This is a genomic window from Streptomyces sp. NBC_00009 (assembly GCF_045040855.1).
GTDB lineage: Bacteria > Actinomycetota > Actinomycetes > Streptomycetales > Streptomycetaceae > Streptomyces > Streptomyces aureus.
Genome location: NZ_CP108312.1, coordinates 6,882,246 through 6,907,826, shown reverse-complemented (window position 1 = coordinate 6,907,826; position 25,581 = coordinate 6,882,246). Strand labels below are relative to the sequence as shown.

At 70.1% G+C, this 25,581-nt stretch carries 24 protein-coding genes and 1 riboswitch; of the genes, 8 read left to right on the top strand and 16 right to left on the bottom strand.

Annotated features, from left to right (window positions below):
• Window positions 1-17: 17 nt before the first annotated feature.
• On the top strand, window positions 18-716 hold the full coding sequence (locus OHA58_RS31225; RefSeq protein WP_405482891.1) for a pyridoxamine 5'-phosphate oxidase family protein: 699 nt from the start codon (window positions 18-20) through the stop codon (window positions 714-716).
• 75 nt (window positions 717-791) lie between these two features.
• Here OHA58_RS31225 and OHA58_RS31220 read toward each other — a convergent pair whose 3' ends face one another.
• From OHA58_RS31220 to OHA58_RS31210, 3 genes are all read right to left on the bottom strand, one after another.
• Window positions 792-1,697 carry a DMT family transporter gene (locus tag OHA58_RS31220; RefSeq protein WP_405485271.1) on the bottom strand — a complete coding sequence of 302 codons (906 nt, stop codon included), beginning with the start codon at window positions 1,695-1,697 and terminating at the stop codon, window positions 792-794.
• Between the two features lie 283 nt (window positions 1,698-1,980).
• Window positions 1,981-3,042: an EamA family transporter gene (locus tag OHA58_RS31215; RefSeq protein WP_405482890.1), complete on the bottom strand. Its 1,062-nt coding sequence runs from the start codon at window positions 3,040-3,042 to the stop codon at window positions 1,981-1,983.
• A gap of 235 nt (window positions 3,043-3,277) precedes the next feature.
• Window positions 3,278-3,790 carry a Clp protease N-terminal domain-containing protein gene (locus tag OHA58_RS31210; protein ID WP_405482889.1) on the bottom strand — a complete coding sequence of 171 codons (513 nt, stop codon included), beginning with the start codon at window positions 3,788-3,790 and terminating at the stop codon, window positions 3,278-3,280.
• A 220-nt stretch (window positions 3,791-4,010) separates the two neighbouring features.
• On the opposite strand from OHA58_RS31210, the gene OHA58_RS31205 reads away from it, so the two are divergent.
• Together OHA58_RS31205 and OHA58_RS31200 are read left to right on the top strand one after the other, a co-directional pair.
• The gene (locus OHA58_RS31205; RefSeq protein ID WP_405482888.1) at window positions 4,011-4,178 is read left to right on the top strand and encodes a hypothetical protein; all 168 of its coding nucleotides are present in this window, start codon (window positions 4,011-4,013) and stop codon (window positions 4,176-4,178) included.
• Between the two features lie 123 nt (window positions 4,179-4,301).
• The gene (locus OHA58_RS31200) at window positions 4,302-4,730 is read left to right on the top strand and encodes an SRPBCC family protein (protein ID WP_116500040.1); all 429 of its coding nucleotides are present in this window, start codon (window positions 4,302-4,304) and stop codon (window positions 4,728-4,730) included.
• A gap of 90 nt (window positions 4,731-4,820) precedes the next feature.
• On the opposite strand, the gene OHA58_RS31195 is transcribed toward OHA58_RS31200, so the two are convergent.
• Entirely contained in the window at window positions 4,821-5,438 is a 618-nt protein-coding gene (locus OHA58_RS31195; protein WP_405482886.1) for a PadR family transcriptional regulator, read from the bottom strand.
• A gap of 140 nt (window positions 5,439-5,578) precedes the next feature.
• Between OHA58_RS31195 and OHA58_RS31190 the strand changes: the two genes are divergently transcribed.
• On the top strand, window positions 5,579-6,388 hold the full coding sequence (locus OHA58_RS31190; protein WP_405482885.1) for a PhzF family phenazine biosynthesis protein: 810 nt from the start codon (window positions 5,579-5,581) through the stop codon (window positions 6,386-6,388).
• Window positions 6,389-6,456: 68 nt separating this feature from the next.
• On the opposite strand, the gene OHA58_RS31185 is transcribed toward OHA58_RS31190, so the two are convergent.
• Window positions 6,457-7,257: a CPBP family intramembrane glutamic endopeptidase gene (locus OHA58_RS31185; RefSeq protein WP_405482883.1), complete on the bottom strand. Its 801-nt coding sequence runs from the start codon at window positions 7,255-7,257 to the stop codon at window positions 6,457-6,459.
• A gap of 164 nt (window positions 7,258-7,421) precedes the next feature.
• Here OHA58_RS31185 and OHA58_RS31180 point away from each other — a divergent pair, with 164 nt between their 5' ends.
• Window positions 7,422-9,194: a substrate-binding and VWA domain-containing protein gene (locus OHA58_RS31180; RefSeq protein WP_405482882.1), complete on the top strand. Its 1,773-nt coding sequence runs from the start codon at window positions 7,422-7,424 to the stop codon at window positions 9,192-9,194.
• Window positions 9,195-9,218: 24 nt separating this feature from the next.
• Here the strand turns inward: OHA58_RS31180 and OHA58_RS31175 are convergent, their stop codons facing one another.
• Window positions 9,219-10,739, bottom strand: a complete 1,521-nt coding sequence (locus OHA58_RS31175; protein WP_405482881.1) for a glutamate-cysteine ligase family protein — start codon at window positions 10,737-10,739, stop codon at window positions 9,219-9,221.
• A gap of 491 nt (window positions 10,740-11,230) precedes the next feature.
• On the opposite strand from OHA58_RS31175, the gene OHA58_RS31170 reads away from it, so the two are divergent.
• Window positions 11,231-11,818, top strand: coding sequence for a hypothetical protein (locus tag OHA58_RS31170; RefSeq protein ID WP_405482880.1), 588 nt, complete (start codon window positions 11,231-11,233; stop codon window positions 11,816-11,818).
• Between the two features lie 341 nt (window positions 11,819-12,159).
• Window positions 12,160-12,357 (top strand): DUF5999 family protein, encoded by a 198-nt coding sequence (locus OHA58_RS31165; RefSeq protein ID WP_165914281.1) that lies wholly within the window; start codon window positions 12,160-12,162, stop codon window positions 12,355-12,357.
• A gap of 89 nt (window positions 12,358-12,446) precedes the next feature.
• Here OHA58_RS31165 and gcvP read toward each other — a convergent pair whose 3' ends face one another.
• On the bottom strand, window positions 12,447-15,332 hold the full coding sequence (gcvP, locus tag OHA58_RS31160; RefSeq protein WP_405482879.1) for an aminomethyl-transferring glycine dehydrogenase: 2,886 nt from the start codon (window positions 15,330-15,332) through the stop codon (window positions 12,447-12,449).
• 184 nt (window positions 15,333-15,516) lie between these two features.
• Window positions 15,517-15,612, bottom strand: a riboswitch (glycine riboswitch).
• 114 nt (window positions 15,613-15,726) lie between these two features.
• On the opposite strand from gcvP, the gene OHA58_RS31155 reads away from it, so the two are divergent.
• The gene (locus OHA58_RS31155; protein WP_405485269.1) at window positions 15,727-16,110 is read left to right on the top strand and encodes a PRC-barrel domain-containing protein; all 384 of its coding nucleotides are present in this window, start codon (window positions 15,727-15,729) and stop codon (window positions 16,108-16,110) included.
• On the opposite strand, the gene OHA58_RS31150 is transcribed toward OHA58_RS31155, so the two are convergent.
• The 9 genes from OHA58_RS31150 to OHA58_RS31110 form a co-directional block, all read right to left on the bottom strand.
• Window positions 16,096-17,526 (bottom strand): DNA polymerase IV, encoded by a 1,431-nt coding sequence (locus OHA58_RS31150; protein WP_405482877.1) that lies wholly within the window; start codon window positions 17,524-17,526, stop codon window positions 16,096-16,098. The genes OHA58_RS31155 and OHA58_RS31150 overlap by 15 nt on opposite strands.
• A gap of 56 nt (window positions 17,527-17,582) precedes the next feature.
• Window positions 17,583-18,227, bottom strand: a complete 645-nt coding sequence (locus OHA58_RS31145; RefSeq protein WP_405482876.1) for a MerR family transcriptional regulator — start codon at window positions 18,225-18,227, stop codon at window positions 17,583-17,585.
• Between the two features lie 197 nt (window positions 18,228-18,424).
• Entirely contained in the window at window positions 18,425-18,898 is a 474-nt protein-coding gene (locus OHA58_RS31140; RefSeq protein WP_100597640.1) for a bifunctional nuclease family protein, read from the bottom strand.
• Between the two features lie 86 nt (window positions 18,899-18,984).
• Window positions 18,985-19,728 carry a MerR family transcriptional regulator gene (locus tag OHA58_RS31135; protein ID WP_405482874.1) on the bottom strand — a complete coding sequence of 248 codons (744 nt, stop codon included), beginning with the start codon at window positions 19,726-19,728 and terminating at the stop codon, window positions 18,985-18,987.
• A gap of 16 nt (window positions 19,729-19,744) precedes the next feature.
• Window positions 19,745-20,590, bottom strand: coding sequence for an FHA domain-containing protein (locus OHA58_RS31130; RefSeq protein ID WP_405482873.1), 846 nt, complete (start codon window positions 20,588-20,590; stop codon window positions 19,745-19,747).
• A gap of 199 nt (window positions 20,591-20,789) precedes the next feature.
• Window positions 20,790-21,659 carry a DUF881 domain-containing protein gene (locus tag OHA58_RS31125; RefSeq protein ID WP_405482872.1) on the bottom strand — a complete coding sequence of 290 codons (870 nt, stop codon included), beginning with the start codon at window positions 21,657-21,659 and terminating at the stop codon, window positions 20,790-20,792.
• 5 nt (window positions 21,660-21,664) lie between these two features.
• The gene (locus tag OHA58_RS31120; protein ID WP_100597644.1) at window positions 21,665-21,997 is read right to left on the bottom strand and encodes a small basic family protein; all 333 of its coding nucleotides are present in this window, start codon (window positions 21,995-21,997) and stop codon (window positions 21,665-21,667) included.
• The gene (locus OHA58_RS31115) at window positions 21,994-22,902 is read right to left on the bottom strand and encodes a DUF881 domain-containing protein (protein WP_405482870.1); all 909 of its coding nucleotides are present in this window, start codon (window positions 22,900-22,902) and stop codon (window positions 21,994-21,996) included. The genes OHA58_RS31120 and OHA58_RS31115 overlap by 4 nt, the downstream gene beginning before the upstream one ends.
• An 89-nt stretch (window positions 22,903-22,991) precedes the next feature.
• Window positions 22,992-25,487: a sugar phosphate nucleotidyltransferase gene (locus tag OHA58_RS31110; RefSeq protein WP_405482868.1), complete on the bottom strand. Its 2,496-nt coding sequence runs from the start codon at window positions 25,485-25,487 to the stop codon at window positions 22,992-22,994.
• Window positions 25,488-25,581 lie beyond the last annotated feature (94 nt).

Below are 25,581 nucleotides of genomic sequence, written 5' to 3'. Positions count from 1 at the left end.
GTGCAATGGAGTTTGCAATGAGCGTGGCATCCGAGCCCGGCACCGTCGCTTCCGGGGACGCCTCCGCCTCCTACCCGGCGACCGACCGCACCGTCCCGGCCCGCATGCGCGAGCGGACGCACTACGACCGTGAGCTGGTCCACTCGATACTCGACGAGGCGTACATCTGCCATCTCGGGTTCGTCCGCGACGGCTCCCCCGTCGCGCTGCCGACCCTGTACGGACGCGTCGGCGAGACCCTCTACGTGCACGGTTCGACGGGCGCGCGCGTCCAGCGCATGGCGGGCGCGGCCGACCCCGGACTGCAGGTCTGCCTGACGGTCACCCACGTCGACGGTCTCGTGCTCGCGCGCTCCGCCTTCCACCACTCGCTCAACTACCGCTCCGTGGTGGTGCACGGCCTCGCCCACCAGGTGACCGACCCCGACGAGAAGCGCACGGCCCTCGACGCGCTCGTCGACCACGTGGTGCCGGGCCGTTCCCAGGACTCGCGCCCCGGGAACGACAAGGAGCTCGCGGCGACATCCGTCCTGCGCCTCGACCTCGCAGAAGTCTCCGCGCGGGTCCGCGCCGGCGGCCCGGACGACGACGAAGAGGACCTCGGCCTGCCGTACTGGACCGGCGTCGTCCCGCTCACCAAGGGCCACGGCGCGCCGATCCCGGCCGACGACCTCGCGCCGGGCATCGCGGTGCCGGACTACCTGACGGGTCTGTAGGGCGCTTCTATGGCGCCTGTTGGGACGAGCCCGCCCCGGTGAGCGTCGGTACGCGCACCGGGGCGCCCTCCCCGGCTACCTCGCGCGCGCCTCGGCGACGGCGAGCCCGGTCACCGCGGCCAGCATCAGGACCGTGCCCGCCACCGTCGGCGCGGTCAGCCGCTCACCGAGGAGCACGACCGCGATGACGGCGGCGCTCACCGGTTCGAGCAGCATGATCACCGAGACGGTCGCGGACCTGACGACCGCGGCGCCCGAGAAGTACAGGGCGTAGGCGAGCGCAGTAGGTACTGACGCGATGTAGACCAGCATCCCCAGCACCTGGAGCGGCTGGGAGGTGTGCGGCACCAGACCCTCCAGCGCGCCGAGCGGCAGGAGGCTCACCGCGGCGACGGCGAACGTCAGGACGGACGTGTCGAGTTGATCGCCCGACCGGCCGTCCCGCCCGAACCACCGCGTCAGCAGGGTCATCACGGCGTAGCCGGCCGCGGAGACCAGGGCCCAGGCGACCCCGGCGGGACGCACGGCCGCGCCCCCGCCGCCGAGCACCAGGACGGTAAGGCCCGCGAGCGCGCCCAGGACGGCCAGCAGCCCGCCGCCGCCGAGGCGTTCGCCCATGGTCAGGCGCGCGCCGAGCGCGATGAGTACGGGTCCCGCGCCCAGGGTGACCACGGTGGCGACGGCGAGTCCGGTCGCCTGGACCCCCGCGAAGTACGCGGTCTGGAAGACGCTCAGGGCGATCCCGGTGACGACGATCCGCACCGCCTTGCGCAGGCGCGGTTCCGCCGCGGGCCGGGTCCTGCGCGGTCGCAGGGCCCGCGCCACGAGCAGCAGGGCGAGGCCGCCCAGGCAGCGCCAGAACGACAGGGCGGCGGGGCCGAGGTCACTGGCCCGGAAGACCAGCGAGGCGGCCGCGCCCGCGGTGCCCCAGGCGGCGCCGGCGACGACGAGGTAGAGGAGCCCGCGCCCGACGGGCAACAGCGGTGCTGCTCCGGCGGGCGACGTACGGGACGAGGTGTCGGCTGAGTCAGCCGCGACAGTGTGCGACACGTGGTTCTCCACGAGGAATGGCCTCCGCGCCCCATGGATGGGGGCGGGGCAGGGACACGGACTGTCGTCTGCGGGCAGCCGTGACCCGCTCGGGTCGTCCCGAGCCGGATCTTCGTCAGATGGGCCGCCGGAGCGCGATGCTCCGGACGGCCACCGCCCGCGTCAAGCGACCGGGGGCGGAAGCACGAGTGCGCGTGAATGCATGATCAACACCTTAGTTCGCGCTGCCACGGCCGGACAACGTCATATCCGGCGACTCCGGGGACGCCTCGTTCGGGGCAGCCCTGTCCGAGGCAGCCCTGTCCGAGGCAGCCTCAACGGCAACGGCGACGACCTCGGGCTTCGCCGGAGCCGAGGACTGCGCGATGAACGCACCGACCAGGACGACCGCGCCGCCGACGATCTGCGGTGCCGACAGATGCTCGCCCAGGAGCACCCAGGCCAGCACGGTCGCGATGACCGCTTCCAGGCAGGCCACGACCCCGGCCACCTGCGGCGAGAGCCGGCGCACCGAGAGGACTCCGGTGACGTAGGCGATGACCGTGGCGATCAGCACGATCCAGCAGAGCAGCAGCCACGCGGGCACGGAGGTGCCGTTCATCGAGGCGCTGCCGCCGAGCACGGACCAGTCCATGCCCCAGGGGCGCGCCACGACCGTCAGGACGAGGGTGCCGACGAGCAGCCCGTACGCGATCACGCCGAGCGGGTCCGGCGCCCGGTCCCCCGCGTCGCTGCCCTGGTCGGACAGGACGAAGTAGCCGACCTGGCAGCAGGCGGCGGCGAGGGCGAGCAGCAGGCCGATCAGGTCGACGCTGAGGCCCGCCCACACCTCGACGACGCAGGCGAGGCCGCCGACGGCGAGGACCACGCCGAGCGCGGCGGCGCGCGTCACGGGCCTGCGCTGCACGAAACGCACCCAGCCGAGGACGAGCGCGGGGGCGAGGTACTCGATGAGGAGCGCGACACCGACGGGGATACGGGAGATCGCGGCGAAGTAGCAGGCCTGTACACCGGCGACGGCGAGCAGGCCGAAACCGGCGAGCAGCGCGGGCCGCTGGACGACCAGGGCGCGGTGCCGCCAGGCGACGGGCAGCATGACGAGCGCGGCGCCGGCGACGCGCAGCCACACCACGTGGAGCGGGTCGAGACCCGCCTCGATCAGCGGCTTCGCCGCCACACCGGAACCGCCGAAGGCGAGCGCCGAGACAAGGGCGAGCCCCAGTCCGACACCTCGCCCGCGGTTCGCCTGAATCCCCTGAGACGCATGCACCGGCACATCATGACAGCCGGCGTCATGACCGTCATCCCCGATGACCCCTGTCTCACGTGCCGGACGCGCCGGGCATGACGAACGGGGGCACGACCTCAGGAGCCGCACCCCCAAACAGAACCAAGCCTCGACACAAAGCCGGGCCTCGACACAAAGCCGGGCCTCAGCCCGAAAGCGCTCGCCTCAACCCGAAGCGCTCACCTCAACCCGAAGCGCTCACCTCAGCCCGAAGGCGCTCGCCTCAGCACCCGGCCTCGACATGCCGCCGCAGGCTCTCCGCATCGACCCCGGCCCGCCCGAGCACCTCGACGGCGCGGCACTCCCGGTCCGCCGCGAGCGAGGCGAGGAGGTCGACGCCGCGCGCACGCGGGTCGCCGCGGCGCTCGGCGCGGTCGAGCGCGGCTTCCATCGCGGCGGCCGCGGTGGGCGACCAGCCGAGCCCCGTCACGACGGGCACGGCTCCGGAGTCCTCGACCCTGCCCTGCCACTGGAGGCCGTAGCCGATACTCCGCTGCACGAGGTAGCCGAGGAGGCGGGCGAGCTGCGGTCCGCCGTCGAAGGCCTCGCGCACCTGCGGGTCGGTCTCGAGGAGCGAGTGCAGGAGATGCGCGGTGTCGATCTGGCGGTCCCCGTCACGGACGGCTCTGCGGCGCGCGCCGGCCACCACCGAGGCGAGCTCGGGACTGAGCCTGGAGTCAACATCTGCACGGCTGTGGCCGCTTGCGGCGGCCTCGGACGGGGTAGGGCTTTGCACATCTCCCACCTCATCAGCCCCTGTCCGGCCGGGCATCCCCGGCGGGAAGCATTTCCACGTCCGACACAAGGTGGGCACGCATGAGCGGGTTCTCCTCCTTACGGATGAGATCGCGCCTTTTTACCCCGAGGGGCGCGCGCCGCCTTGCATTGCGCCCCTCACGCAACCGCAGACGTACCGGAACTCGTCCTTCACAAGTATGAAGAGCAGGTGCTGGCTCGTGGCCCTGCCAGCGATCGACGGCAGACAGTACGTGTACCGGGTGTACGCACCTGACGACGCGCTGCTCGCCGACCTGTTCTGGGACGCCTGGCACTGCCACGACGAGGGGCCGTTCCCGCGCGCCCCGGACCTCTTTGACGCCGCGGTCATCGAGAAGCTCGGCTGACCGCGGTTCCTCCCCCAGCTGTTTCTGACACTTCATCAGTATTGAATGTTCGAGGCCCTGCGGCTACTTTCCGCGACACCACGGCTGCGCCCGCCGCAGCTCTCGTCGAGAAGGGGTGGTCGCATGGCCGAAGTCAGCGCGGAAGCACGGATCGGGGCGCCCGCGGAGAAGGTCTGGGCCCAGCTCACCGACTTCACCGCGTACGGGGAGTGGAACGCCACACACACGAGCTTCCCGAAGGGCGCCCCCACGGCGCTCGAAGTGGGCGGCACGTTCGAGGAGAACATGAAGCTCATGGGCTTCCCGGCGGAGGTGACCTGGACCGTCGAGGACCTGGAGACCACCCGCACCCTCGCCATCAGGGGCAAGGGTCCGATGGGCGTCAACGTCGGCACGCGCTACACCCTGACCGCGGACGGCGACGGCACGACGGTCCGCATCGACGGCGAGTTCACCGGCGCCGCGGTGTCCCTGATGGCGGGCAAGCTCAAGGACTCGGCGACCGCCGCGCTCAACGAGTCGCTGCGCAAACTGGCCGGCCTCGTCGCCTGAGCCGGACACGCCGGCGAACACGCGAAGGCGCCCCGCACACTCGGTGCGGGGCGCCTTCATCTGTCGGTACGGGGCATCACCCCGAGGACGTCAGTCCTCGTCGGCGAGGATCAGGTACAGCTTCTTGCGGGCGTCGTTGATGACGGTCAGCGCCTTCTCGCGCTGCTCCTTGCTGCCGGTCTTCCAGACCTGCCCGAACGCCTCCATCAGACCGAAGCCGGCCTGCCGGATCTCGTTCAGGGTGTCCCAGTCGACCCCGCGCCCGGCCTCTTCCCAGGGGGCGTCGGGTCCTTCGTCGGCCGCGGAACGGCCCGAGTCGGTGAGCGCGAACAGCTTCTTGCCGCCCTCGCTCTCGCTGGCGATGAGGCCCTCGTCCTCCAGCAGCTGGAGGGTCGGGTACACCGAACCCGGGCTGGGCTTCCACGCCCCGCCGCTGCGCTCGGCGATCTCCTGGATCATCTCGTAGCCGTGCATCGGACGGTCCTTCAGGAGGGCCAGGATCGACGCGCGTACGTCGCCGCGTCGTGCCCTTCCACGAGGTCCGCCCCGGCCGTCGCGCCCGCCGCCGCCCCAGGGTCCCGGACCGAAGCCCGGCCCGAAGGGGCCGAAGGCGGCGCGCCGCCCTTCGAAGCCGCCCCGACCGGGATGGCCGGGCCCGCACTGTCCATGTCCGTGTCCGTGCTCATGCTCGTGGCCATGGGAACGCATCGCAATCATTCCTTCCATCGTTGATCGGTCGCGATGCGTCAACGATATATCGGAACTGTTCGGCTGACAACCCTCGGCCGGTCCAGCTCTTCCGAATTGGCCTTGGCCTGCGCTTTCGCCGTCCCCGTAGCGTCGGCCCCATGCGCATTCGAATCGTGGACGCCTTCACCGACCGCCCCTTCGCCGGCAATCCCGCCGGGGTACTACTCCTCGACGCCTTCCCCGACGACACCCGCCTCCAGACGATCGCCACCGAGGTCAACCACGCCGAGACGGCTTTCGCCCACCCGCTGCCCCCGGGCGGCGACGCGGACTGGGCGCTGCGCTGGTTCACCCCCGCCACCGAGGTCGACATGTGCGGCCACGCCACCCTGGCCACCGCGCACGTGCTGCACAGCACCGGCGCGACCCACGGCCCGGTCCGCTTCGCCACCCGCAGCGGCGTGCTCGTCGCGACCCCGCGCGAGGACGGCACGATCACGCTCGACTTCCCGACCGCGCCCCTGACCCGTATCGACAGCCCCGAAGGGGTTGCGGCAGCCCTGGGCGCCGAGCCGCTCTCGGTGCACGACACGGGCCGTCAGGTGGGCGACCTGCTCATCGAGCTCGCGGACGAGAAGACCGTGCACGCCCTCGCACCCGACCTCAAGGCACTCGCCGCCCATTCGGAGCGCGGCGTGATCGCCACCGCCCGCGCCGCGGACCCCGACGGCGCCTACGACTTCGTCTCCCGCTGCTTCTTCCCGCGCGTCGGCATCGACGAGGACCCGGTCACCGGCAGCGCCCACACGGCCCTCGCGCCGTTCTGGTCCGCGCGCCTCGGCCGCGCCGAACTCACCGGCCTCCAGGCCTCCGCCCGCACGGGCTTCGTGCGCACCGAACTGCGCGGCGCCCGCACCCTGCTGACCGGCCGCGCCGTCACGGTCATCGAGGGCGACCTGCTCGCCTAGGGCCTTTCACGCCGCAGGGGGCGTACGAAGATCTCGTACGCCCCCTGCCTCCGGCACCCGCCCCGGCCTCACGCCGTGGGCAGCCACCCGACCTTCCCCGCGAGCAGCGCATATCCGACGAACGCGCCGATGTCGAGCAGCGAGTGCGCCACCACCAGCGGCCCGACCCGCCCCCACCGCCGGTACAGATACGCGAAGACCAGGCCCATCGCGAGGTTCCCGAAGAAGCCGCCGATGCCCTGGTAGAGGTGGTACGAGCCGCGCAGCACCGAACTGGCCACGATCGCCGTGCCGGGCGTCCAGCCCAACTGCCCCAGCCTGCGCAGCAGATAGCCGACGACGATCACTTCCTCGAGGACGGCGTTCTGGATCGCCGAGAGAATCAGGACCGGGAACTTCCACCACACGTCGGGCAGCGCCTCCGGCACCACCGTGAGGTTGAAGCCGAGGCCACGGGCCGCCAGGTAGAAGGCGATGCCTGTGCTGCCGATGACCGCCGCGATCACCGCGCCGCGGGTCGCGTCGAAGAGTGGTCTCGTACGGTCGAAGCCGATCGTCCGCATCCCGACACCCTCGCGCAGCAGCAGGTGCGCGACGAGCGCGACCGGGACGAGCGCGCTCGCGATCCCGAACAACTGCCATGCCAGATCAAGCCACGGCCGCCCGGGAGCCGCCGAGGCGTTCAGGGTCGCCGCCTGGTCCTTCAGACCCCCCGGTTTGGTGACCGATCCGACAAAGCTGATCAGCGCGGACACTCCGCTCGCACCGAGCGAGAGCGCCAGGACGAGCAGTGTCTCGTTCCGAAGAATCTGTCGCGAGAGCCGCTCGTTCGGAAAAGAATCGGCCACCGCACCCGCCTCCGCCTGCACACCTGCCTCCAGTTGAGTAATCCCGCCTCATCCCCCACTCAGCCCCGCTAGGGTCTCGAATACAGGTACGAAGATCGCGCGCGACAGGCCGGGGGGACGAAGGCCGTTCTTTGGTGTACCTCTCCCCTTCCGTCGGGCCGGGACCCGAGGAAGGGCACCACCGCATGGGACGTCACAGCTTGCCCGACGAGTATGGGACGGACCCGGTCGCCCCCCGCCCTCGCACGCGCGGCCGGACCGTCGCCATCGCCACGGCCCTGGTCCTCGTGGTCGCCGGGGGCACGGCTCTGGCGGCCAGGAACGGCCTGCTCTCCTTCGGCGGGGCCTGCGACGGCAAGACGGTCCACCTCGACATCGCCGCCTCGCCCGACATCGCCCCCGCACTGCGCGACGCCGCGGACCTCGCCCGCAAGAACCATCTGACCTCCGACGGACAGTGCCTCGACACCCGCGTGCAGGCGGGCGACTCGTACAAGATCGCCGATGCCCTGCGCAAGGGCCGCAAGGGCACCGGGGACTACGAGGCGTGGGTGCCGGATTCGAGTCTGTGGATCCAGCGCGCCGGCCTCGGCGGGAACGCCACTCCGGTCACGGCGATGGGCAACATAGCCTCCTCCCCCATCGGCATCAGCATGGTGCCGTCGGCCGCGAAGAGCATGGGCTGGCCCGCGAAGAAGTACACCTGGGCGCAGTTGACCGGCGCGGCCATGGAGGGCGACAAGCTGCGGCTCGGGACCGCGGACCCCGCGCGCAGCGCGACCGGTCTCCTCGCCCTGACCCAGCTGGGCGCCTCCGCCAAGAAGTCCGGGTCGGAGGGCGACACCCAGGCGGCCGCCATGGCCAAGGCGCTCTCTCAGCGCACCACCGACAGCGACGGCCAGCTGACCGACACCCTGGCGCGCGACTCCTCCGGCACCGAGCAGGGCAATCCGCGCCGCAATCAGGCGCTGATCCTCTCCGAGCAGTCCTCGTTCCGGTACAACGCGACCGCCGGCGACAAGGACGGGCTCGAACTCTTCTACCCGAAGGACGGCTCGCCGCAGCTGGACTACCCGTTCGCGCTGGTCGACGAGGGCGTCAAGTCGACGGACGAGCGACGGGCCGCGATCCGCTTCATGACCCTGCTCGGCGAGGACGCCGGCATCAGGATCCTGGACAAGCACGGCTTCAGGACGGACGACGAGGAGCCCTCGGACGCGCTGGTCGCCGGGGCAGGCGGCCGCAGCCCGCAGCCGTACGCGGCGTCGGACTCCGAGCCGCCGACGGACAAGGAGCTCCAGGAGACCCTCGGCATGTGGACGATCACGGTGCAGAGCGCCCGGATCACCGTCGTCGTGGACGCCTCCGCCTCCATGGCGAACTATGTGCCGGGCCGCAACCAGTCCCGTATGGAGGTCACGAAGGCCTCGATGCTCCAGGCGCTCGCCACGTTCACGCCCGAGGACGAGATCGGCCTGTGGGAGTTCGCCACGCTCCTCGACGGGACCCGCGACTACCGCAAGCTCGTACCCACCGAGCGCCTCGGCGACCGCAAGGGCGGCGGCACCCAGCGCGACAAGCTGTCCGAGGCCTTCAGCGGCCTGCAGCCCGTGCCGGGCGGCGCCACGGGTCTTTACGACACCACGCTCGCGGCCTACGAGGAGGCCACCTCCTCCTACCGGAACGGCAAGTTCAACGCCCTCGTGGTCGTGACCGACGGCGCGAACCAGGACCCCGGGTCCATCTCGCGCAGCAACCTCGTCTCACGGCTCCAGAGCCTCGCCGACCCGCAGCACCCGGTGCCGCTCATCGCCATCGCGGTCGGCCCGGACGCGGACAAGGACGAGGTCGAGCAGATCGCCGGGGCCACCGGCGGCTCCGGGCACCAGGTCAGCGACCCGGCCGAGATCCACGCGGTGATCCTCAAGGCGATCGTGGAGGCGGGCGCCAAGGGCTGAACCCGGGCTGAACCGCCGCGCCGGTCAGCCCAGTTGCACCGCCGGCGCCGGGAGCCCCACCGGCCACGTGTGCACCGGGTCGCCCGCGTGCATCAGCTCGCAGTAGCGCCGGGTGGTCGCCGCGAGCGCCGCGTCGCGCTCCAGGCCGCTCTCCAGCGCGCAGTGGAACGTGGCCGCCTGCCACGAGGCCCCGTTGACCCGCCGCCGGCAGCGCTCCTCGATCACCCCGAGGTAGAAGTCACGGTCGGCCGCCTCGACCCCCCAGGCGTCGAGCCCGGCAGCGGCCAGCGGCAGCAGCTCGTCCCGTACGAGGTTGACGGCGGGCACCTTCTCGACCCCGCCGAAGCGGCCCCGGCGCGGCCAGTCGAGGCGCGCCTCGATCCCGTACCGGCAGGCCTCGTCGAAGTTGCGGGCCGCCGCGTCGAAGGGCAGCCGGGTCCAGACGGGGCGGGCGTCCTCGGCGAGGGCGCGTACGACGCCGTAGTAGAAGGCGACGTTCGCGATGACGTCGGTGACGGTGGGGCCCGCGGGCAGAACGCGGTTCTCCACGCGCAGGTGCGGCATGCCGTCGGCTATGCCGTACACGGGCCGGTTCCAGCGGTAGACGGTGCCGTTGTGCAGGACGAGCTCGCCGAGCGCCGGCACTCCGTCGTCGTCGATGACGCGGAGCGGCTCCTCGTCGTCACACAGGGGCAGCAGCGGGGGGAAGTAGCGCAGGTTCTCCTCGAAGAGGTCGTACGCGCTGCTGATCCAGCGCTCGCCGAACCAGGTGCGCGGCCGGACCCCTTGGGCCTGGAGCTCGGGCGGGCGGGTGTCGGTCGACTGCTGGAACAGGGGCGGCCGCGATTCGCGCCACAGCTCATGTCCGAACAGGAACGGAGAGTTGGCGCCGACCGCGACCTGCACGGCCGCGACGGCCTGCGCCGCGTTCCACACGTCGGCGAAGCGGGCGGGCGTGACCTGGAGGTGCAACTGCACGGAGGTGCACGCCGCTTCGGTCGCTATGGACCCCGAGCTGCAGCGCAGGTGCTCCACCCCGTCGATGTCGACCACGAAGTCCTCGCCGCGCGCGGCCACCATCTGGTCGTTGAGGAGGCTGTAGCGGTCCACGTCCGACAGGTTCGCGGAGACGAGATCATCGGGCACGAGCGTCGGGAGAATGCCGATCATCACGATCCCGGCGTCCACCTCGTTCGCTTTCCGGTGGGCATAGGCGAGGCCGGTCCTGAGCTCCTCGGCGAGCCGGTCGAGAACGCGGCCTTCCAATCGATGGGGGGCAATGTTCACTTCCAGATTGAACATTCCGAGTTCGGTCTGGAAATCACGGCTCGCGATGCGCTCGAGAACTTGCGCATTCATCATTTTCGGCATGCCGTCGGGCCCCGCGAGATTCAACTCGATCTCCAGGCCCATCAGATTCCTCGGACGATCGAACCTCTCCTCCTCCAGGAGTCTCGCCAGCCCCGCCAGACACTGCTGCAGCTTCCTGCGGTAGTGCCGCCGATCGGACAGGTCGAACGCGCCCGCCACGACCTTCTCCCCCATGGAAGCGTCCCTCCTCACATGGACGACACGGCCGCCCGGCCGCTGTGTCACGGTGGATGATGCCCAGGCAATGTGATCGATAACGCCCCGCTCTTCGCCGCGGGCGAGTAGGCTCGCAGCAGTTGTCACGGGGCACATTCACGGGGCATGCAGCATGTCGAGGAGTCGATTCCACCTAGCCTGGTGATAAACACCGACGAGAATCGGCCGTCCGCTTGCCGTGAAGATTACGAGGTCACGAACCCAACCCCGCTGGAAATCGGGAGATTTCCCTCATCTCGGCGACCGGATAACGCCTTGCCGAGCATTTTCGCGACAGCTAGCCGAAACACTGCGTGAACACGTGTCGTATAAACTTCGCGAACGAGGCAGAGAGTTGGCGCTCGCGGTACCTGCCCCCGCCCCCTCTGGCCCGGTCAGCAGACAGCGCCGTCCGCTCGTCCCGCCACGCCCTCGATCCACCGTGCCTGTCGAATGAGAGGCGACCCACCATGCCGCTGCATGTCCCTCCGGCTCCCGCGCCCGCCCTGCGCACCGTCCTCACGGCCCTCGGTTCCCCCACCGCAGTCCGCGAGGCCCGCACCCCTTCCCTGCGCTCCGCCCAAGGACCGGCGAGCCCCGAACTCCCCTTGCCCGTCCACGTACTGGACCGGGTCACGGGCAGCGCGGGCCCCTCGCCGACCCGACTCGCCGGCTGGCGGTTCCTGATCCGCTGCGGGGAGCGCGCGGTCGCCGCCGCCGACACGATGCTGACCGCCGACGGCTGGGCGTTCTCGCACTTCTTCGAGGGCCCGTACGTCGCGGCCACCGAACGCGCGCTGCGCCAGGCCGAGTCCATGCCCGCGGCCTACCAACCGCGCCTGCTCTCGGTCCCGGAGCTGTACATGCTCACCCTCTGGCTGCACGGGGACTGCAACGCCGACGCCTCCACGGGACATCCCGCGGCCAGTGACCTCCTGGTCCCGCTCGCGCCCGCGCCGCCCGGCATCGCCGCCCACCGCCCCCACCGGGTCGCCGAACTGCTGCCCGTCCTCACCCATCGACTGACCCCCGCACCACTTCTGGGCTCACCCGCCTGACGCGACCGGGCCGTCCGACGCGCCCGCGCCCCGCTGCCGATGCCGACCGGTCGCGGGGCGCAGCCGTGCCCGCGCGGGCACGTCCGGACTAGCCCGGTCAGGCCACCCCGAACCACCCGAAGGGACAGTGCAGTTGGGGTGAACCGTCCGCACGGGTGACGCGTCCTCATCCAGTGAGGACCGCTGCGACGAAATACCTGCGGATTGACGCCCGTGGGGCAACACTGGGTTCCGGACCGACCGACAAACGGGGGGCGGCCATGAACAACGCTTCGAGCCGCAGGACAGACAGCGACATCACACCCATCACCGACATCACTTCACAGGGAAAGATCCCATCCATGTGCCAGCACCAGCCACCGTGCCCGTCCGCAGACTCCGCCGACCGCGAGGCCGCGCTCCCTGTGGCCCACCACCCCGAACAGGGCTGGAGTCTGCTCTGCAACGGCGTCCTGCTCTTCGAGGACACCGGTGAGCTGCTGCCCAACGGCCAGATCATCGCTCCGCACCGCCCGGTGCACGTCGTGACCGCAGCCTGAGCGCATCCGGACGCCGACGGCGTCCCCAGTACGAAAGGGCCGGCCCCGGGAAACCCCGGAACCGGCCCTGACGCATGTCAGCGTGAGTATCAGTCCTCGTACGCGTCCATGGGCGGGCACGAGCAGACGAGATTCCGGTCGCCGTACGCCTGGTCGATGCGGCGGACCGGCGGCCAGTACTTGTCGGCGGCCACGACACCGGCGGGGAAGACGGCCTCCTCGCGGCTGTACGCGTGCTCCCACTCACCGCCGAGCGCGGCCGCGGTGTGCGGCGCGTTGCGCAGCGGGTTGTCCTCGGCGGGCCACCGGCCCGAACCGACCTTCTCGATCTCCCCGCGAATGGCGATCATCGCCTCGCAGAACCGGTCGAGCTCGATCAGGTCCTCGCTCTCGGTCGGCTCGATCATGAGCGTCCCGGCCACGGGGAACGACATGGTCGGCGCGTGGAACCCGTAGTCGATGAGCCGCTTGGCGATGTCGTCGACGCTGACGCCGGTCGCCTTGGAGATCGGGCGCAGATCGATGATGCACTCGTGCGCGACGAGGCCGCCGGGGCCCGTGTACAGCACCGGGAAGTGCGGCTCGAGCCGCTTGGCGATGTAGTTGGCGCTGAGCACCGCGACCTGCGTGGCCCGCTTGAGGCCCTCGCCGCCCATGAGACGCACGTACGCCCATGAGATCGGCAGGATGCCCGCGGAGCCCCACGGCGCCGCGGAGATCGGGCCGACGCCGGTCTCGGGTCCGGCGGCGGGCTGCATCGGGTGGTTGGGCAGGTACGGCGCGAGGTGCGCGCGGACGCCGACCGGGCCGACGCCGGGGCCGCCGCCGCCGTGCGGGATGCAGAACGTCTTGTGCAGGTTGAGGTGCGAGACGTCGCCGCCGAAGTGGCCCGGCTTGGCGAGGCCCACCAGGGCGTTCAGGTTGGCGCCGTCGACGTAGACCTGACCGCCGGCGTCGTGCACCTGCGCGCAGATGTCGGCGACGTGCTCCTCGAACACACCGTGCGTGGACGGGTAGGTGATCATCAGGACGGAGAGCTCGTCGGCGTACTGCTCGATCTTGGCGCGGAGGTCCGCGACATCGATCTCGCCGTCGTCGGCCGTCTTCACGACGACGACCTTCATGCCGGCCATCACGGCGCTCGCGGCGTTCGTGCCGTGCGCGGACGACGGGATGAGGCAGACGGTGCGCTGGTCGTCGCCGTTGGCGCGGTGGTAGCCACGGACGGCGAGCAGACCGGCCAGCTCGCCCTGCGAGCCGGCGTTCGGCTGGAGCGACACGTTGTCGTAGCCGGTGACCTCCGCGAGGCGCTCCTCCAGCTCACGGATGAGCGTGAGGTAGCCCTGCGCCTGCTCGGCGGGCGCGAAGGGGTGCAGCTGGCCGAACTCGGGCCAGGTGACCGGCTCCATCTCCGTCGTCGCGTTGAGCTTCATCGTGCAGGAGCCCAGCGGGATCATGCCGCGGTCGAGCGCGTAGTCACGGTCGGCCAGCTTGCGCAGGTAGCGCAGCATCGAGGTCTCGGAGCGGTGCGTGTGGAACACGGGGTGCGTCAGGTAGTCGTCGCCGCGCAGGAGGCCCGCGGGCAGCGTGTCCACGGCCGCCGCGTCGAGCGCGTCGACATCGGCCTCGACACCGAACGCGGTCCAGACGGCGCCCAGTTGGGTACGCGTCGTGGTCTCGTCGCACGAGATTGACACATGGTCGGCGTCCACGAGGTGGAGGTTGACGCCACCTTCGCGCGCGGCGCTCACGACGTCGGCGGCCCGGCCCGCGGCCTTCACGGTCAGGGTGTCGAAGTACGCGCCGTGCACGACCTCCACACCGCCGGCCTTGAGGCCCTCGGCGAGCAGCGTCGCGAACCGGTGCGTGCGCCGCGCGATGCCCTTGAGGCCGTCCGGCCCGTGGTAGACGGCGTACATGCCGGCCATGACGGCGAGCAGCACCTGAGCGGTACAGATGTTGCTGGTGGCCTTCTCGCGCCGGATGTGCTGCTCACGGGTCTGCAGCGCGAGGCGGTACGCCTTGTTGCCGTCGGCGTCGACGGAGACGCCCACGAGGCGGCCGGGCAGGCTGCGCGCGAACTTCTCGCGTACGGCCATGTAGCCGGCGTGCGGACCTCCGAAGCCCATGGGGACACCGAAGCGCTGCGTCGTACCGACGGCGATGTCGGCGCCGAGCTCACCGGGCGAGGTCAGCAGCGTGAGGGCGAGCAGGTCGGCGGCGACGGTGACGACGGCGCCCAGCTCGTGGGCCTGCTCGATGACGGGCTTGATGTCGCGGACGGCACCGGAGGCGCCCGGGTACTGGATCAGGACGCCGACGACGCCGCGCTCGGCGACCTCGGCCGGGATGCCCTCGGACAGGTCCGCGACGACGACCTCGACACCGGTCGGCTCGGCACGCGTCCGGATCACGGCGATGGTCTGCGGCAGCGCGTCCGCGTCAACCACGAAGGCGCCGTTCTTGATCTTGCCCATGCGCCGGGACAGCGCCATGGCCTCGGCCGCGGCCGTGCCCTCGTCGAGCAGCGAGGCGCCCGAGGTAGGCAGGCCGGTCAGCTCGGCGACCATCGTCTGGAAGTTGAGCAGCGCCTCGAGCCGGCCCTGCGAGATCTCCGGCTGGTAGGGCGTGTACGCCGTGTACCAGGCCGGATTCTCCATGACGTTGCGCAGTATGACGGGCGGCGTGAACGTGCCGTAGTAGCCCAGTCCGACCATCGAGTCGAGGACCTGGTTGCGGTCGGCGAGGGAGCGGAGCTCTGCGAGCACCTCGGCCTCGGTGCGGGCCCCGGGAAGATCGAGCGCCTCGGCGCTCTTGATCACGTCCGGGACCGCGGCCGCCGTCAGCTCGTCGAGCGAGCCGTACCCGACCTGCGCGAGCATCTTGGCCTGCGCTGCTTCATCCGGACCGATATGGCGCTGCTCGAAGGGGATTCCCTGCTCCAGCTGGGAGAGCGGAATACGGTTGGCGGTCATTGGCGAGGCCTCCTGGTCATTGCGACCTGCGAGGGGCACCACGGCGCGGGTGCCCGGACGGCCTCCCCCTCTGTCATCTCAACCTGAGAGTTTCACCGGCACACCCCACATCACGAAGGGCATGACGACTTTCACCGTCGGTGAGAGCGGAGGCCTGAACGCCCGCCCTGCTTTCCAGAGTGACCTCGTCCGTGCGGTACAGGGGCCTGAGAGATTCCGGGGAGGAGTTGCTCCTTCGGCGCCTCCGGTGTCATCCGGAGGACTCTCCCGCACGGGGTCAGCAGCCATCGCCAGCCTACCAGCGGCAACAACACCCCCAGCCTCGAGTGGCCGCCTTCCCCAATGTGCACTTTGGTAGTGCTTACGGATGAGTTGCGAGCAGCTGGAGGGCCCCGTGCAGACCGATGTCGATCCGCGCAACCTGATCGGCCGCAAGGCGTTCGACCGCAACGGAGCCAAGATCGGGACCGTCGACGAGGTCTATCTCGACGACGCGACCGGTGTCCCCGAGTGGGCGGCGATACGCACTGGCCTGTTCAGCCGGGACGCCTTCGTCCCCCTGGAGCCGAGCGAGCTGGTGGAGGGCACCCTGCGCATCCCCTTCGAACGCTCCCTGATCAAGGACGCCCCCGACTTCGGGGTCGGCCGTCACCTCTCCCCCGAACAGGAGCTCCAGCTCTACCACCACTACGGTCTCGACATCTCGGCCCCGGACGACCCCGAACCCCCTGAGGACCGCGAATTCGGCAAGATCGCCCGCCCGTCAGACGACACCTGACCCGGCATCCGGCTCCCGCGCCGCAAAGCGCCCGGCCCCGCCCTCCACCAGCGGCAGCGGCTCCGCCGGTACGAGCGCGGGGTCGTCGGTCCGGAACGTACGCACCCGCCCCGGCTCCGAGTACGGCGTCTCGAAGCGCACGGTCACCCGCCCGAGCCCGCTGCCCTGCACCCACCCGTGCCCGAACTGCTCGTGCCGCACGTCGTGCCCGGCCACCCAGCGCCGGTCCGCGGCCTCGGCGACCTCTTCGGCAGCCGCCTGCCCCTCGTCCCCCGCACCACCCGCACCTTCCGCCTCGCCCTCACGCTCCCCCTCGGCCGCGTGCGCATCGGCCTCGGCCTGCGCCCGCGCCTGCGCGAACAGGTCCTCCTGCGTGTAGTCGGCCAGGCCTGTTACCCCCACGCCGAGCAGCCGCACCCCGCCCGTCGTGTCCACGGACTCCAGGAGCCGGGCGGCCGCCTCCCGCACCACGGCGGGGTCGTCGGTGGGCCCGCGCAGCGTTTCTGATCTCGTCAGCGTGGAGAAGTCGTAGCGCCGCACCTTGAGGACCACGGTCCGCCCGGACCGCTCCGCCCCCCGCAACCGCTGCACGCACCGCTCCGCAAGCCGCTGCACCTCGGTCCGCACCCGCACCCGGTCGTGGATGTCCACGTCGTACGTGTCCTCGACCGACACCGACTTGGCGTCACGCTCGGCGACCACGGGCCGGTCGTCGTGCGCGAGGGCCATGGCGTACAGCGACGCCCCGTGCGACTTCCCCAGCAGCCGTACGAGCTCGTCCTCGCCTGCCTCGGCGATCTCTTCGACCGTGGTGATCCCGGCACGTCTCAGATGGTCCCCGGTCGCCGGCCCCACGCCGGGCAGCGTGCGCACCGACATGGGCCCGAGCATGGCGCGCTCGGTGCCGGGCACGATCAGCACCAGACCGTCCGGCTTCGCTTCCTCGGAGGCGATCTTCGCCAGCATCTTCGACGCCGCGAGCCCCACCGACCCGGTCAGACCAGTCACGGCCTTGATCTCGTCCCGCAGCCGCTCACCGACGAGCCGCGCCGACGCGGCGTCCCAGGCCGCCTCACCGGCCTCCAGATCGACGAACGCCTCATCGAGGCTCAGCGGCTCCACGAGCGGCGACAACTCCCGCAGCAGCCCCATCACCTGCTCGCTGACCTCCCGGTACAGCTGGAAGCGCGGCACGAGATACGCGGCATTGGGCGCGAGCCTGCGCGCCTGCCCTATAGGCATCGCCGAGTGCACCCCGAACACCCGGGCCTCGTACGAGGCGGTGGCCACCACCCCACGAGGCCCGATCCCGCCCACGACCACGGCTTTCCCGCGCAGACTCGGCTTCGATGCCTGCTCCGCCGAGGCGTAGAAGGCATCCATGTCGAGATGCAGGATCGTGGGCGCGGTTCTCACATGTCCGATGCTGCCCTACGGCACTGACAATGCCCCGGCTGACGCATCGGCCCCGCTCACACCGCGCGGTGGCGCCGTCTCGCCAGCTCGTCCGCCGGGTTGTTCCCGAGGAGCGTCTCGCCGGTGTCGATGCGCTCCCCGTGCAGCTGCGACAGGGCGCTCTCGACGTCCCGCCACACCACACCGACAGCGATACCGAAGATTCCCTGACCGCCCTGGAGCAGATCGTGGACCTCCGCCGGCGAGCTGCACTCGTAGACCGTGGCGCCGTCGCTCATGAGGGTCAGCCGCTCCAGATCGCTGAAGCCGCGCTCGCGCAGATGCTGCACCGCGGTGCGGATGTTCTGCAGTGAGACACCGGTGTCCAGAAACCGCTTCACGATCTTCAGGACGACGACGTCCCGGAAGCTGTAGAGCCGCTGGGTCCCCGACCCGTGGGCCGGGCGCACACTCGGCTCGACCAGTCCGGTCCTCGCCCAGTAATCCAGTTGCCGATAGGTGATACCGGCCGCCGCGCACGCGGTGGGTCCCCGGTATCCGACCTGCTCGGGCGTCGCGTCGTCATCCCCCTGAGCGACCACCGGCAACACCGTCGGCCGACGCGGAATGTGACCGGCCGCGTGGCCGTGAAGCGAGTACGGGCCGCTCTCCGCCGGACTGTGTCCGCCGCCCCCAGCCGTACCGTCGCCGCTGCTTCTCACGCCGACCTCCTCTTTGACCTGCCTTCTCGACGGTAGGCAGTCACCAGGGGTGCGTCAACGATCGCCACACTCGGCACGCCGAGTGATAATCACCCTACGAGTGGTTTCCCGTGCCTCACCGCGGGGAAAGGCTAGCCGAATGGTCCGGCCGGGCCCCCGGCGCGGCAGCGGCCGCCTTGCGACGGCCGCTCGCGTCGTCACTGACTGTTGGTCCCGAAATCCTCAGGCGAGATCTGGTCGAGGAACTCGCGGAACTTCTCCACCTCGTCCTCCTGCTCATCCGGGATCGCGATCCCGGCATCATCGAGCACACCGTCACTGCCGTAGATCGGCGTACCGGTGCGCAGCGCGAGCGCTATGGCGTCCGACGGGCGGGCACTGACCTCGACCCCGCTCGAGAACACCAGTTCCGCGTAGAAGACGCCTTCGCGCAGGTCCGTGATGCGTACTTCCGTGAGCTCCTGCCCGACCGCCTCCAGCACGTCCTTGAAAAGGTCGTGCGTCAGCGGGCGCGCGGGGGCCATGCCCTGCTGTGCGAAGGCGATGGCCGTCGCCTCCCCCGGTCCGATCCAGATGGGGAGGTAACGGTCGCCTCCCACTTCACGCAGGAGCACGATCGGTTGGTTGGAGGGCATTTCGACCCGGACACCTACGACGTCGAGCTCGTTCACACAGCAACCCTAGGACGTGCCCGGCAGGTTTGGGTAGTCGGGCACCCTTCGATCGCCGGACGCACACCGAGCGCGCACCCCTCGGATCAAGGCAGACGCACGCCGAGCGCGGTCTGCACAAGCGCGCCGTGAAGCTTCACCGTCAGCCCCGCCAGCTCCTTCGCGCGGGCCTGCGCATGCGCCCTGGTCTGGGGATTGCGGTGCCGTCGCAGCGGCGCGACGACCTGGTCGACCAGACCGGCCTCCCGGTCAGCCGCGGCCTTCATCGCCCGCAGATGCCGCGGCTCGATCCCGAAGCGGCCCAGTTCCATGACCAGCTCGGCGACGGTGACCGCCTCCGCGTCGTATCCGCCGTCGGGCAGCGGCGCGATGAGGCCGTACGACTCCCACTCGTCGAGCTCGGGAGACTCGATGCCGGCGGCGGCAAGCAGCTCGTCACGGCCCACACGGGCCACTGTCGGCCCTTCGCCGCCCTCCGGGGCCCTGCCGTCCTCGCCGTCGCCCTGCCGTCCCGGAGAGGGCAGCGTGATCGCTTCTCCCCGCTCCAGGGCGTCGAGCTGTTCCTTGATGACCTTCAGCGGCAGGTAGTGGTCCCGCTGCATACGCAGTACGTGGGCGAGTCGCTCGACGTCGTCCGGGCCGAACTTGCGGTACCCCGAGGGGGTTCGCTGCGGCTCGATCAGCCCCTCCGACTCCAGGAACCTGATCTTGGAGATGGTGACTTCGGGGAACTCGTCGCGCAGCACGTTCAGCACGGTGCCGATGCTCATCAGCCGACTGTCCGTGAGGGCGATGCCGTGACCGGCACCGCCCTTCGGTGTTTGAAGCATGGACCTTCCTGACAGGTCAGATGCCCCGCTGGCTCGCGTAGAAGACCAGCCGGTACTTGCCGATCTGCACCTCGTCGCCGTTCGACAGCGTGACCGAGTCGATCCGCTCCCGATTGACGTACGTGCCGTTGAGGCTGCCCACGTCGCTGACGGTGAAGGCGCCGTCGGCACCGCGACGGAACTCCACGTGGCGGCGCGAAACGGTCACGTCGTCAAGGAAGATGTCGCTCTGCGGGTGCCGTCCCGCCGTGGTCAGTTCGCCGTCGAGGAGGAAGCGGCTGCCCGAGTTCGGACCGCGTCGCACCACCAGGAGCGCCGAGCCGAGCGGCAGGGCGTCGACAGCGGCCTGCGCCTCCGGGGAGAGCGCCGGCGACAGCGTCTGACCGGTGACTTCGGCGTCGTAGGCCTCAAGGCCCGAAATGGAAATCGTCGAGGTCGTCTCGGACGGACGCTCGGCTGCGGCGCGCAGAGGCGCCCCGCAGTTGGAGCAGAACCGGCTCGCCTCGGCGTTGCGGTTTCCGCACCTCGTACACACCAGTGCCGACATGGACGGATCCTCCTGCCGCTGCTGCCCCGCGGGGGCATGGGACGCATACGGATCGGGGGTAAACCCTCCACCCGCACTTGAGGTTGACGATTCCCCGAAACCTATGCGGCCGGACGCGGCAGGGTCAACAGACGACGCGCCCTGTCCGCCCGAAATGTCACCACCCTGAGGACCGACCTCATCGCGGAACAGCGGACGCTCCGTCCCCTGCACCTCCACGTCCTGGGTGCGCGGTGCACGGTGGCGGGCAGTGGCATTGGCGTTGCCGCTGTCCTCACGTGCGCTCTTGCCGAACAACTTCGCAAACAACTTCACGGGCGATTCCCCTTGACCGAAACAGACCCGCCCGTGGGGCAGGACGAACCCTGATTGCACACACCGCCGTACATCGGCGACACAGACATCCTCACAACGTCCGTATCCGCCAAACAGTTTCCACCACGCACCCCGCTTACGGTGCGCCGACCCCCCGCAACCTCATGCCCTGGCCGGAACGCCGCCATGCGCCCCCGTCTCACTGGGACGACGACTGAGCGTAGTCAGGCCGCTTCGCCGGTCGCAAGGCGTCCACGACGATCTTCTGCGCCTGTGTCACGGTAACGGTGGCCTGCTCCTTCTCCAGAGTCTGAACCACCCCACCAGGGATGTTGAGCGCCGGCTCCAGGTCCTGCGGCTTGCCGATGACCTTGAAGACGAAAGGCTCGCCGATCTTGTGACCGTCCACACTCACCTTCCCGCCGCTCGCATCCGTCAAATACGTGTCGGCCACGACCCGGACGTCGTTCACCTGGATCGCCTCGGCACCCGCCGCGCGTAGCTCCTGGATCGCATCGAGCAGCATGTCCGCCTGCACCGCGCCCTTCTTGTCGGTGATCGTCAGCGTGATCCCGGGGCCCTGCGCCGCCACGGTGCCCGCCAGAATGCCGAGTTGCCGTTCCCTCTCGACCGTCTGCTTGCGGGCCTCCTCGGCCTGGTCCGAGCTGTTCTCCAGCTCGGTGCGCTGCCCCTCGAGACGCTGCTTCTCATCTCCCAGACGCTGAGTACGGTCATCCAGTTCATCGAGGATGCGTACGAGATCTTCCTGACGTGCGCCGCGCAGCGCGCTGCTGTCGCTGTTGGACCGGACCTGGATGGCCAGGCCCAGGCCGAGCACGAACAGCAGGACGGCGACGATGAGTTGCGCACGGGAGACCCGCGGCGGCCACAGACCCTTGGCCAGCCGCTGACGTCCGGTCAGTGACGGGTTCTTCGTCTCCGCGGCCGGCGTTTCCTCATCGTCAGCGCCGTCTGCGCCGTCCGCCGCTTCGGGAGCGACCTCGTCCGGCAGTTCCTTGCGCAGGCGGTGCTGCTCGTCGTTCTTGTTCTTGTTCTCGTCCTCGGACATCGGCCTCACGCCCGGAAGATGTGCCGCCGGATGGCGGCCGCGTTGGAGAAGATGCGGATTCCGAGCACCACGACGACGCCGGTGGACAGCTGCGCGCCCACGCCGAGCTTGTCGCCCAGGAACACGATCAGGGCCGCCACGACGACGTTCGACAGGAACGACACGACGAAGACCTTGTCGTCGAAGATCCCGTCGAGCATCGCCCGCAGGCCCCCGAACACCGCGTCGAGGGCCGCCACCACGGCGATCGGAAGATAGGGCTCGACCACCGCCGGAACCTCGGGCCGGACGAACAGTCCGACCACAACTCCCACGACGAGGCCCAGTACGGCGATCACGATGTGCCCTTCTCTGTTCTCGGCTGTGCTGTACGTACGGTCACGCTCGGCGCTGCGGGCAGGCGGACGTCGTCCTGGGCGGAAATGCTGGTCCGGATCCCGAAGTTCTCCTGCAGGGCGTGCAGGTACAGGCCGTCAGGGCTGTTCTGGAACCGGGTACTCAGCCGCTGGCCGTCCCCCACCGCGAGCACCGTGTACGGCGGCACGAGCGGTCTGTTGTCGACCAGTATCGCGTCACCTGCCGCGCGGATCGCGGACAGGGCCGTCAGCCGCTGTCCGTTGATGGCGACCGCTTCGGCACCGGACTGCCAGAGCCCGTTGATGACCCGCTGCATGTCCCGGTCGCGCACCCGCCCGGTGTCCGAGAAGCCGGCGCTCTCGCGCGGCCCCCCTCCGCCCTGGTCGGCCTCCTTGGCGTCGTCGACGACCAGCTTCACTCCCGGACCGTGCACCGCCGTGGCCCCGGAGAGCAGACCGACCAACTCGCCTTTGTCGCCGCCGTGTTTCTTCAGCGCCTCACGCTGGCGGTCGCTCACGTCGTTACGGAGCGTGTCCACCCTGCGCTCGAGCTTGTCCGCGGCCGCCGTCTCCCGGTCGATACGGGCGATGAGCTCCTCGCGCTCCTTCGCCACGACCGGCGCCGCGACCCGCGCCTGCGCCGCCCCCACCGTCACCACGAGCGCCGCGAGGACGAGCCCCGCCGCGAGCCCGAGCTTGGCCCGCAGGGTGCGCGGCATGCCTCCGCTGCCCTCGGCCTTCTTACGGGCCGCCGCCTCCGCGTATCCGTCGTCGAGGCTGTGGTCCATCACGTTCGTCAGCAGCGACATGGAGGCGTCGAGACGCCTGGGGCTCACGGGGCGTGAGGGACTGCTCCGATCGGGGGGCTGCTGAGGCATGCCGCACATCGTCGCACGTGCTGGCCCCTACCTCCGAATGGCCCCACCGGCGTACCGGTCGGCGCCCGTGACAGGCGCCGACCGGCCCGTACGACGGCTCAGCGACCAGCGCTGTCCACGACGGCCGCCCACTCGTCGAGCAGCTGTTGTGCCGACGCGTCGTCGGGCCCCTCGGCCCACAGATGGGTGACTGCCTCGGCCGGGTCGGGCAGCACCATCACCCAGCGCCCGTCGGCCTCGACGACCCGCACACCGTCGGTCGTGTCGACGGACCGGTCGCCGGCCTCCTCGACGACCCGCCGCATCACGAGCCCCTTCACCGCCCACGGAGTCGCAAGGTCCCGCTTGAGCACGTGCGCCCGCGGGATCCGCGCATCGATCTGGCTCAAGGTCAGCTGCGTCCGCGCCACGAGCCCGATCAGCCGGACAAAGGCGGCCGCGCCGTCGAAGACGGAGCTGAACTCGGGAATGATGAACCCGCCCCGACCGTCACCGCCGAAGATGGTCCCCTCGTCCCGTCCGACCCGCGTGAGGTCGTCGGGCGACGTGGTCGTCCACTCCACCTGCGTCCCGTGGTACGCGGCCACCTGCTCGGCGATACGCGTCGTGGTCACCGGCAGCGCGACCCGGCCGCTGCGCCGCTCGGCGGCCACCAGGTCCAGCATGACGAGCAGAGCACGGTCGTCCTCGACGATGCGGCCCTTCTCGTCGACCAGCGACAGCCGCTCGCCGACCGGGTCGAACCGGACGCCGAACGCGGCCCGCGCGGACGCCACGATCTCACCGAGGCGCACGAGCCCGGACCGGCGCGCGTCCCGCGTCTCCGTCGGCCTGGACTCGTCGAGCCCCGGGTTGATCGTCAGCGAGTCGACACCGAGCCGTCCGAGCAGGCTGGGCAGCACCAGACCGGCACTGCCGTTCGACGCGTCGACGACGACCTTGAGCCCCGCCTCGGCAATCCCCGTCGTATCGACATTCCGCAGCAGGGAACCGGTGTACGAGTCGAAGACGCTCGACGGGAAGTGCAGATCGCCGATCTCCCCGGGGAACGCCCGCCGGTACTCCTGCCGCGCGTACACCCGGTCCAGCTTCCGCTGGCTGGCCTGCGAGAGGTCCGCTCCCCGCTCGTCGAAGAACATGATGTCGACGGAGTCCGGCACGCCAGGCGTCGTACGGATCATGATCCCGCCGGCGCTGCCCCGCGCGGTCTGCTGCCGCGCGACGGGCAGTGGCACGTTCTCCAGGTCGCGTACGTCGATTGCGCTCGCCTGCAACGCGGAGATGACCGCCCGCTTCAAGGCTCGCGCACCACGCGAGTGGTCACGGGCCGTGGTGACGGTCGAGCCCTTCTTGAGCGTCGTGGCGTACGCCCCCGCGAGCCGCACGGCGAGCTCCGGGGTGATCTCCACGTTGATGATGCCGGAGACGCCACGGGCGCCGAAGAGATGTGCCTGCCCCCTGGACTCCCAGATCACCGAGGTGTTGACGAAGGCACCGGCCTCGATGGTCTTGAACGGATAGACCCGTACGTTGCCCTGGATAATCGATTCCTCGCCGACGAGGCACTCGTCGCCGATGACGGCGCCGTCCTCGACGCGGGCGGCCCGCATGATGTCGGTGTTCTTGCCGATGACGCAGCCGCGGAGATTGCTGTGCGGCCCGATGTACACGTTGTCGTGGACGACGGCCTTGTGCAGAAAGGCCCCGCTCTTCACGACGACGTTCGAGCCGATCACGGTGTGCTCGCGCATCTCCACGTCGGCTTCGACCTTGGCGTAGTCGCCGATGTACAGCGGACCGCGGAGCACGGCGTCCGGATGGACCTCGGCACCTTCGGCGACCCACACTCCGGGCGAGATCTCGAATCCGTCGATTTCGACATCGACCTTGCCTTCGAGCACGTCGGCCTGCGCCTTGACGTAGCTCTCGTGCGTGCCGACGTCCTCCCAGTAGCCCTCGGCGATATAGCCGTAGACCGGCTTGCCTTCCTTCATGAGCTGCGGGAAGACATCACCGGACCAGTCGACCGACACATCGGCCTCGACGTAGTCGAATACCTCGGGCTCCATGACGTAGATGCCCGTGTTCACGGTGTCGGAGAAAACCTGACCCCAGGTGGGCTTCTCGAGGAAGCGCTCGACCTTTCCCTGTTCATCGACGATGGTGATGCCGAATTCAAGGGGGTTGGGAACGCGGGTCAGGCAGACCGTGACGAGCGCGCCCTTTTCCTTGTGGAAATTGATGAGGTCGGTGAGGTCGAAATCGGTCAGAGCGTCACCGGAGATCACAACGAAAGCATCGTCCTTGAGTGCTTCCTCTGCGTTCTTCACGCTGCCGGCTGTGCCGAGTGGCTTCTCCTCATTGGCATAGGTGAGCTCCATTCCGAGCTCTTCGCCGTCCCCGAAATAGTTCCTGACGAGAGATGCCAGGAACTGCACGGTGACGACGGTCTCGGTGAGCCCATGCCGCTTGAGCAACCGCAGCACATGCTCCATGATCGGCCGGTTCACAACCGGCAGGAGCGGCTTGGGCATACTCGAGGTCATGGGGCGCAGGCGCGTGCCTTCGCCTCCAGCCATTACGACGGCCTTCATGTCGGAAGCGTCCTCCTTGAAGAGACGACTGTCTAGCCGACTTCGCCCGTCCGGATGGACCCGCAGATCTCAGACTGCGGGCCGACCTGGCCTC

Excerpts from the sequence above, each read along its gene's own strand:
- OHA58_RS31110 (WP_405482868.1), bottom strand. The coding sequence starts at position 25,487 with ATGAAGGCCGTCGTAATGGCTGGAGGCGAAGGCACGCGCCTGCGCCCC.
- OHA58_RS31225 (WP_405482891.1), top strand. The coding sequence starts at position 18 with ATGAGCGTGGCATCCGAGCCCGGCACCGTCGCTTCCGGGGACGCCTCC.
- OHA58_RS31180 (WP_405482882.1), top strand. The coding sequence starts at position 7,422 with ATGGGACGTCACAGCTTGCCCGACGAGTATGGGACGGACCCGGTCGCC.
- OHA58_RS31125 (WP_405482872.1), bottom strand. The coding sequence starts at position 21,659 with ATGTCCGAGGACGAGAACAAGAACAAGAACGACGAGCAGCACCGCCTG.
- OHA58_RS31115 (WP_405482870.1), bottom strand. The coding sequence starts at position 22,902 with ATGTGCGGCATGCCTCAGCAGCCCCCCGATCGGAGCAGTCCCTCACGC.
- OHA58_RS31175 (WP_405482881.1), bottom strand. The coding sequence starts at position 10,739 with ATGGGGGAGAAGGTCGTGGCGGGCGCGTTCGACCTGTCCGATCGGCGG.
- gcvP (WP_405482879.1), bottom strand. The coding sequence starts at position 15,332 with ATGACCGCCAACCGTATTCCGCTCTCCCAGCTGGAGCAGGGAATCCCC.
- OHA58_RS31195 (WP_405482886.1), bottom strand. The coding sequence starts at position 5,438 with ATGCGTTCCCATGGCCACGAGCATGAGCACGGACACGGACATGGACAG.
- OHA58_RS31165 (WP_165914281.1), top strand. The coding sequence starts at position 12,160 with ATGTGCCAGCACCAGCCACCGTGCCCGTCCGCAGACTCCGCCGACCGC.
- OHA58_RS31135 (WP_405482874.1), bottom strand. The coding sequence starts at position 19,728 with ATGCTTCAAACACCGAAGGGCGGTGCCGGTCACGGCATCGCCCTCACG.
- OHA58_RS31170 (WP_405482880.1), top strand. The coding sequence starts at position 11,231 with ATGCCGCTGCATGTCCCTCCGGCTCCCGCGCCCGCCCTGCGCACCGTC.
- OHA58_RS31190 (WP_405482885.1), top strand. The coding sequence starts at position 5,579 with ATGCGCATTCGAATCGTGGACGCCTTCACCGACCGCCCCTTCGCCGGC.
- OHA58_RS31200 (WP_116500040.1), top strand. The coding sequence starts at position 4,302 with ATGGCCGAAGTCAGCGCGGAAGCACGGATCGGGGCGCCCGCGGAGAAG.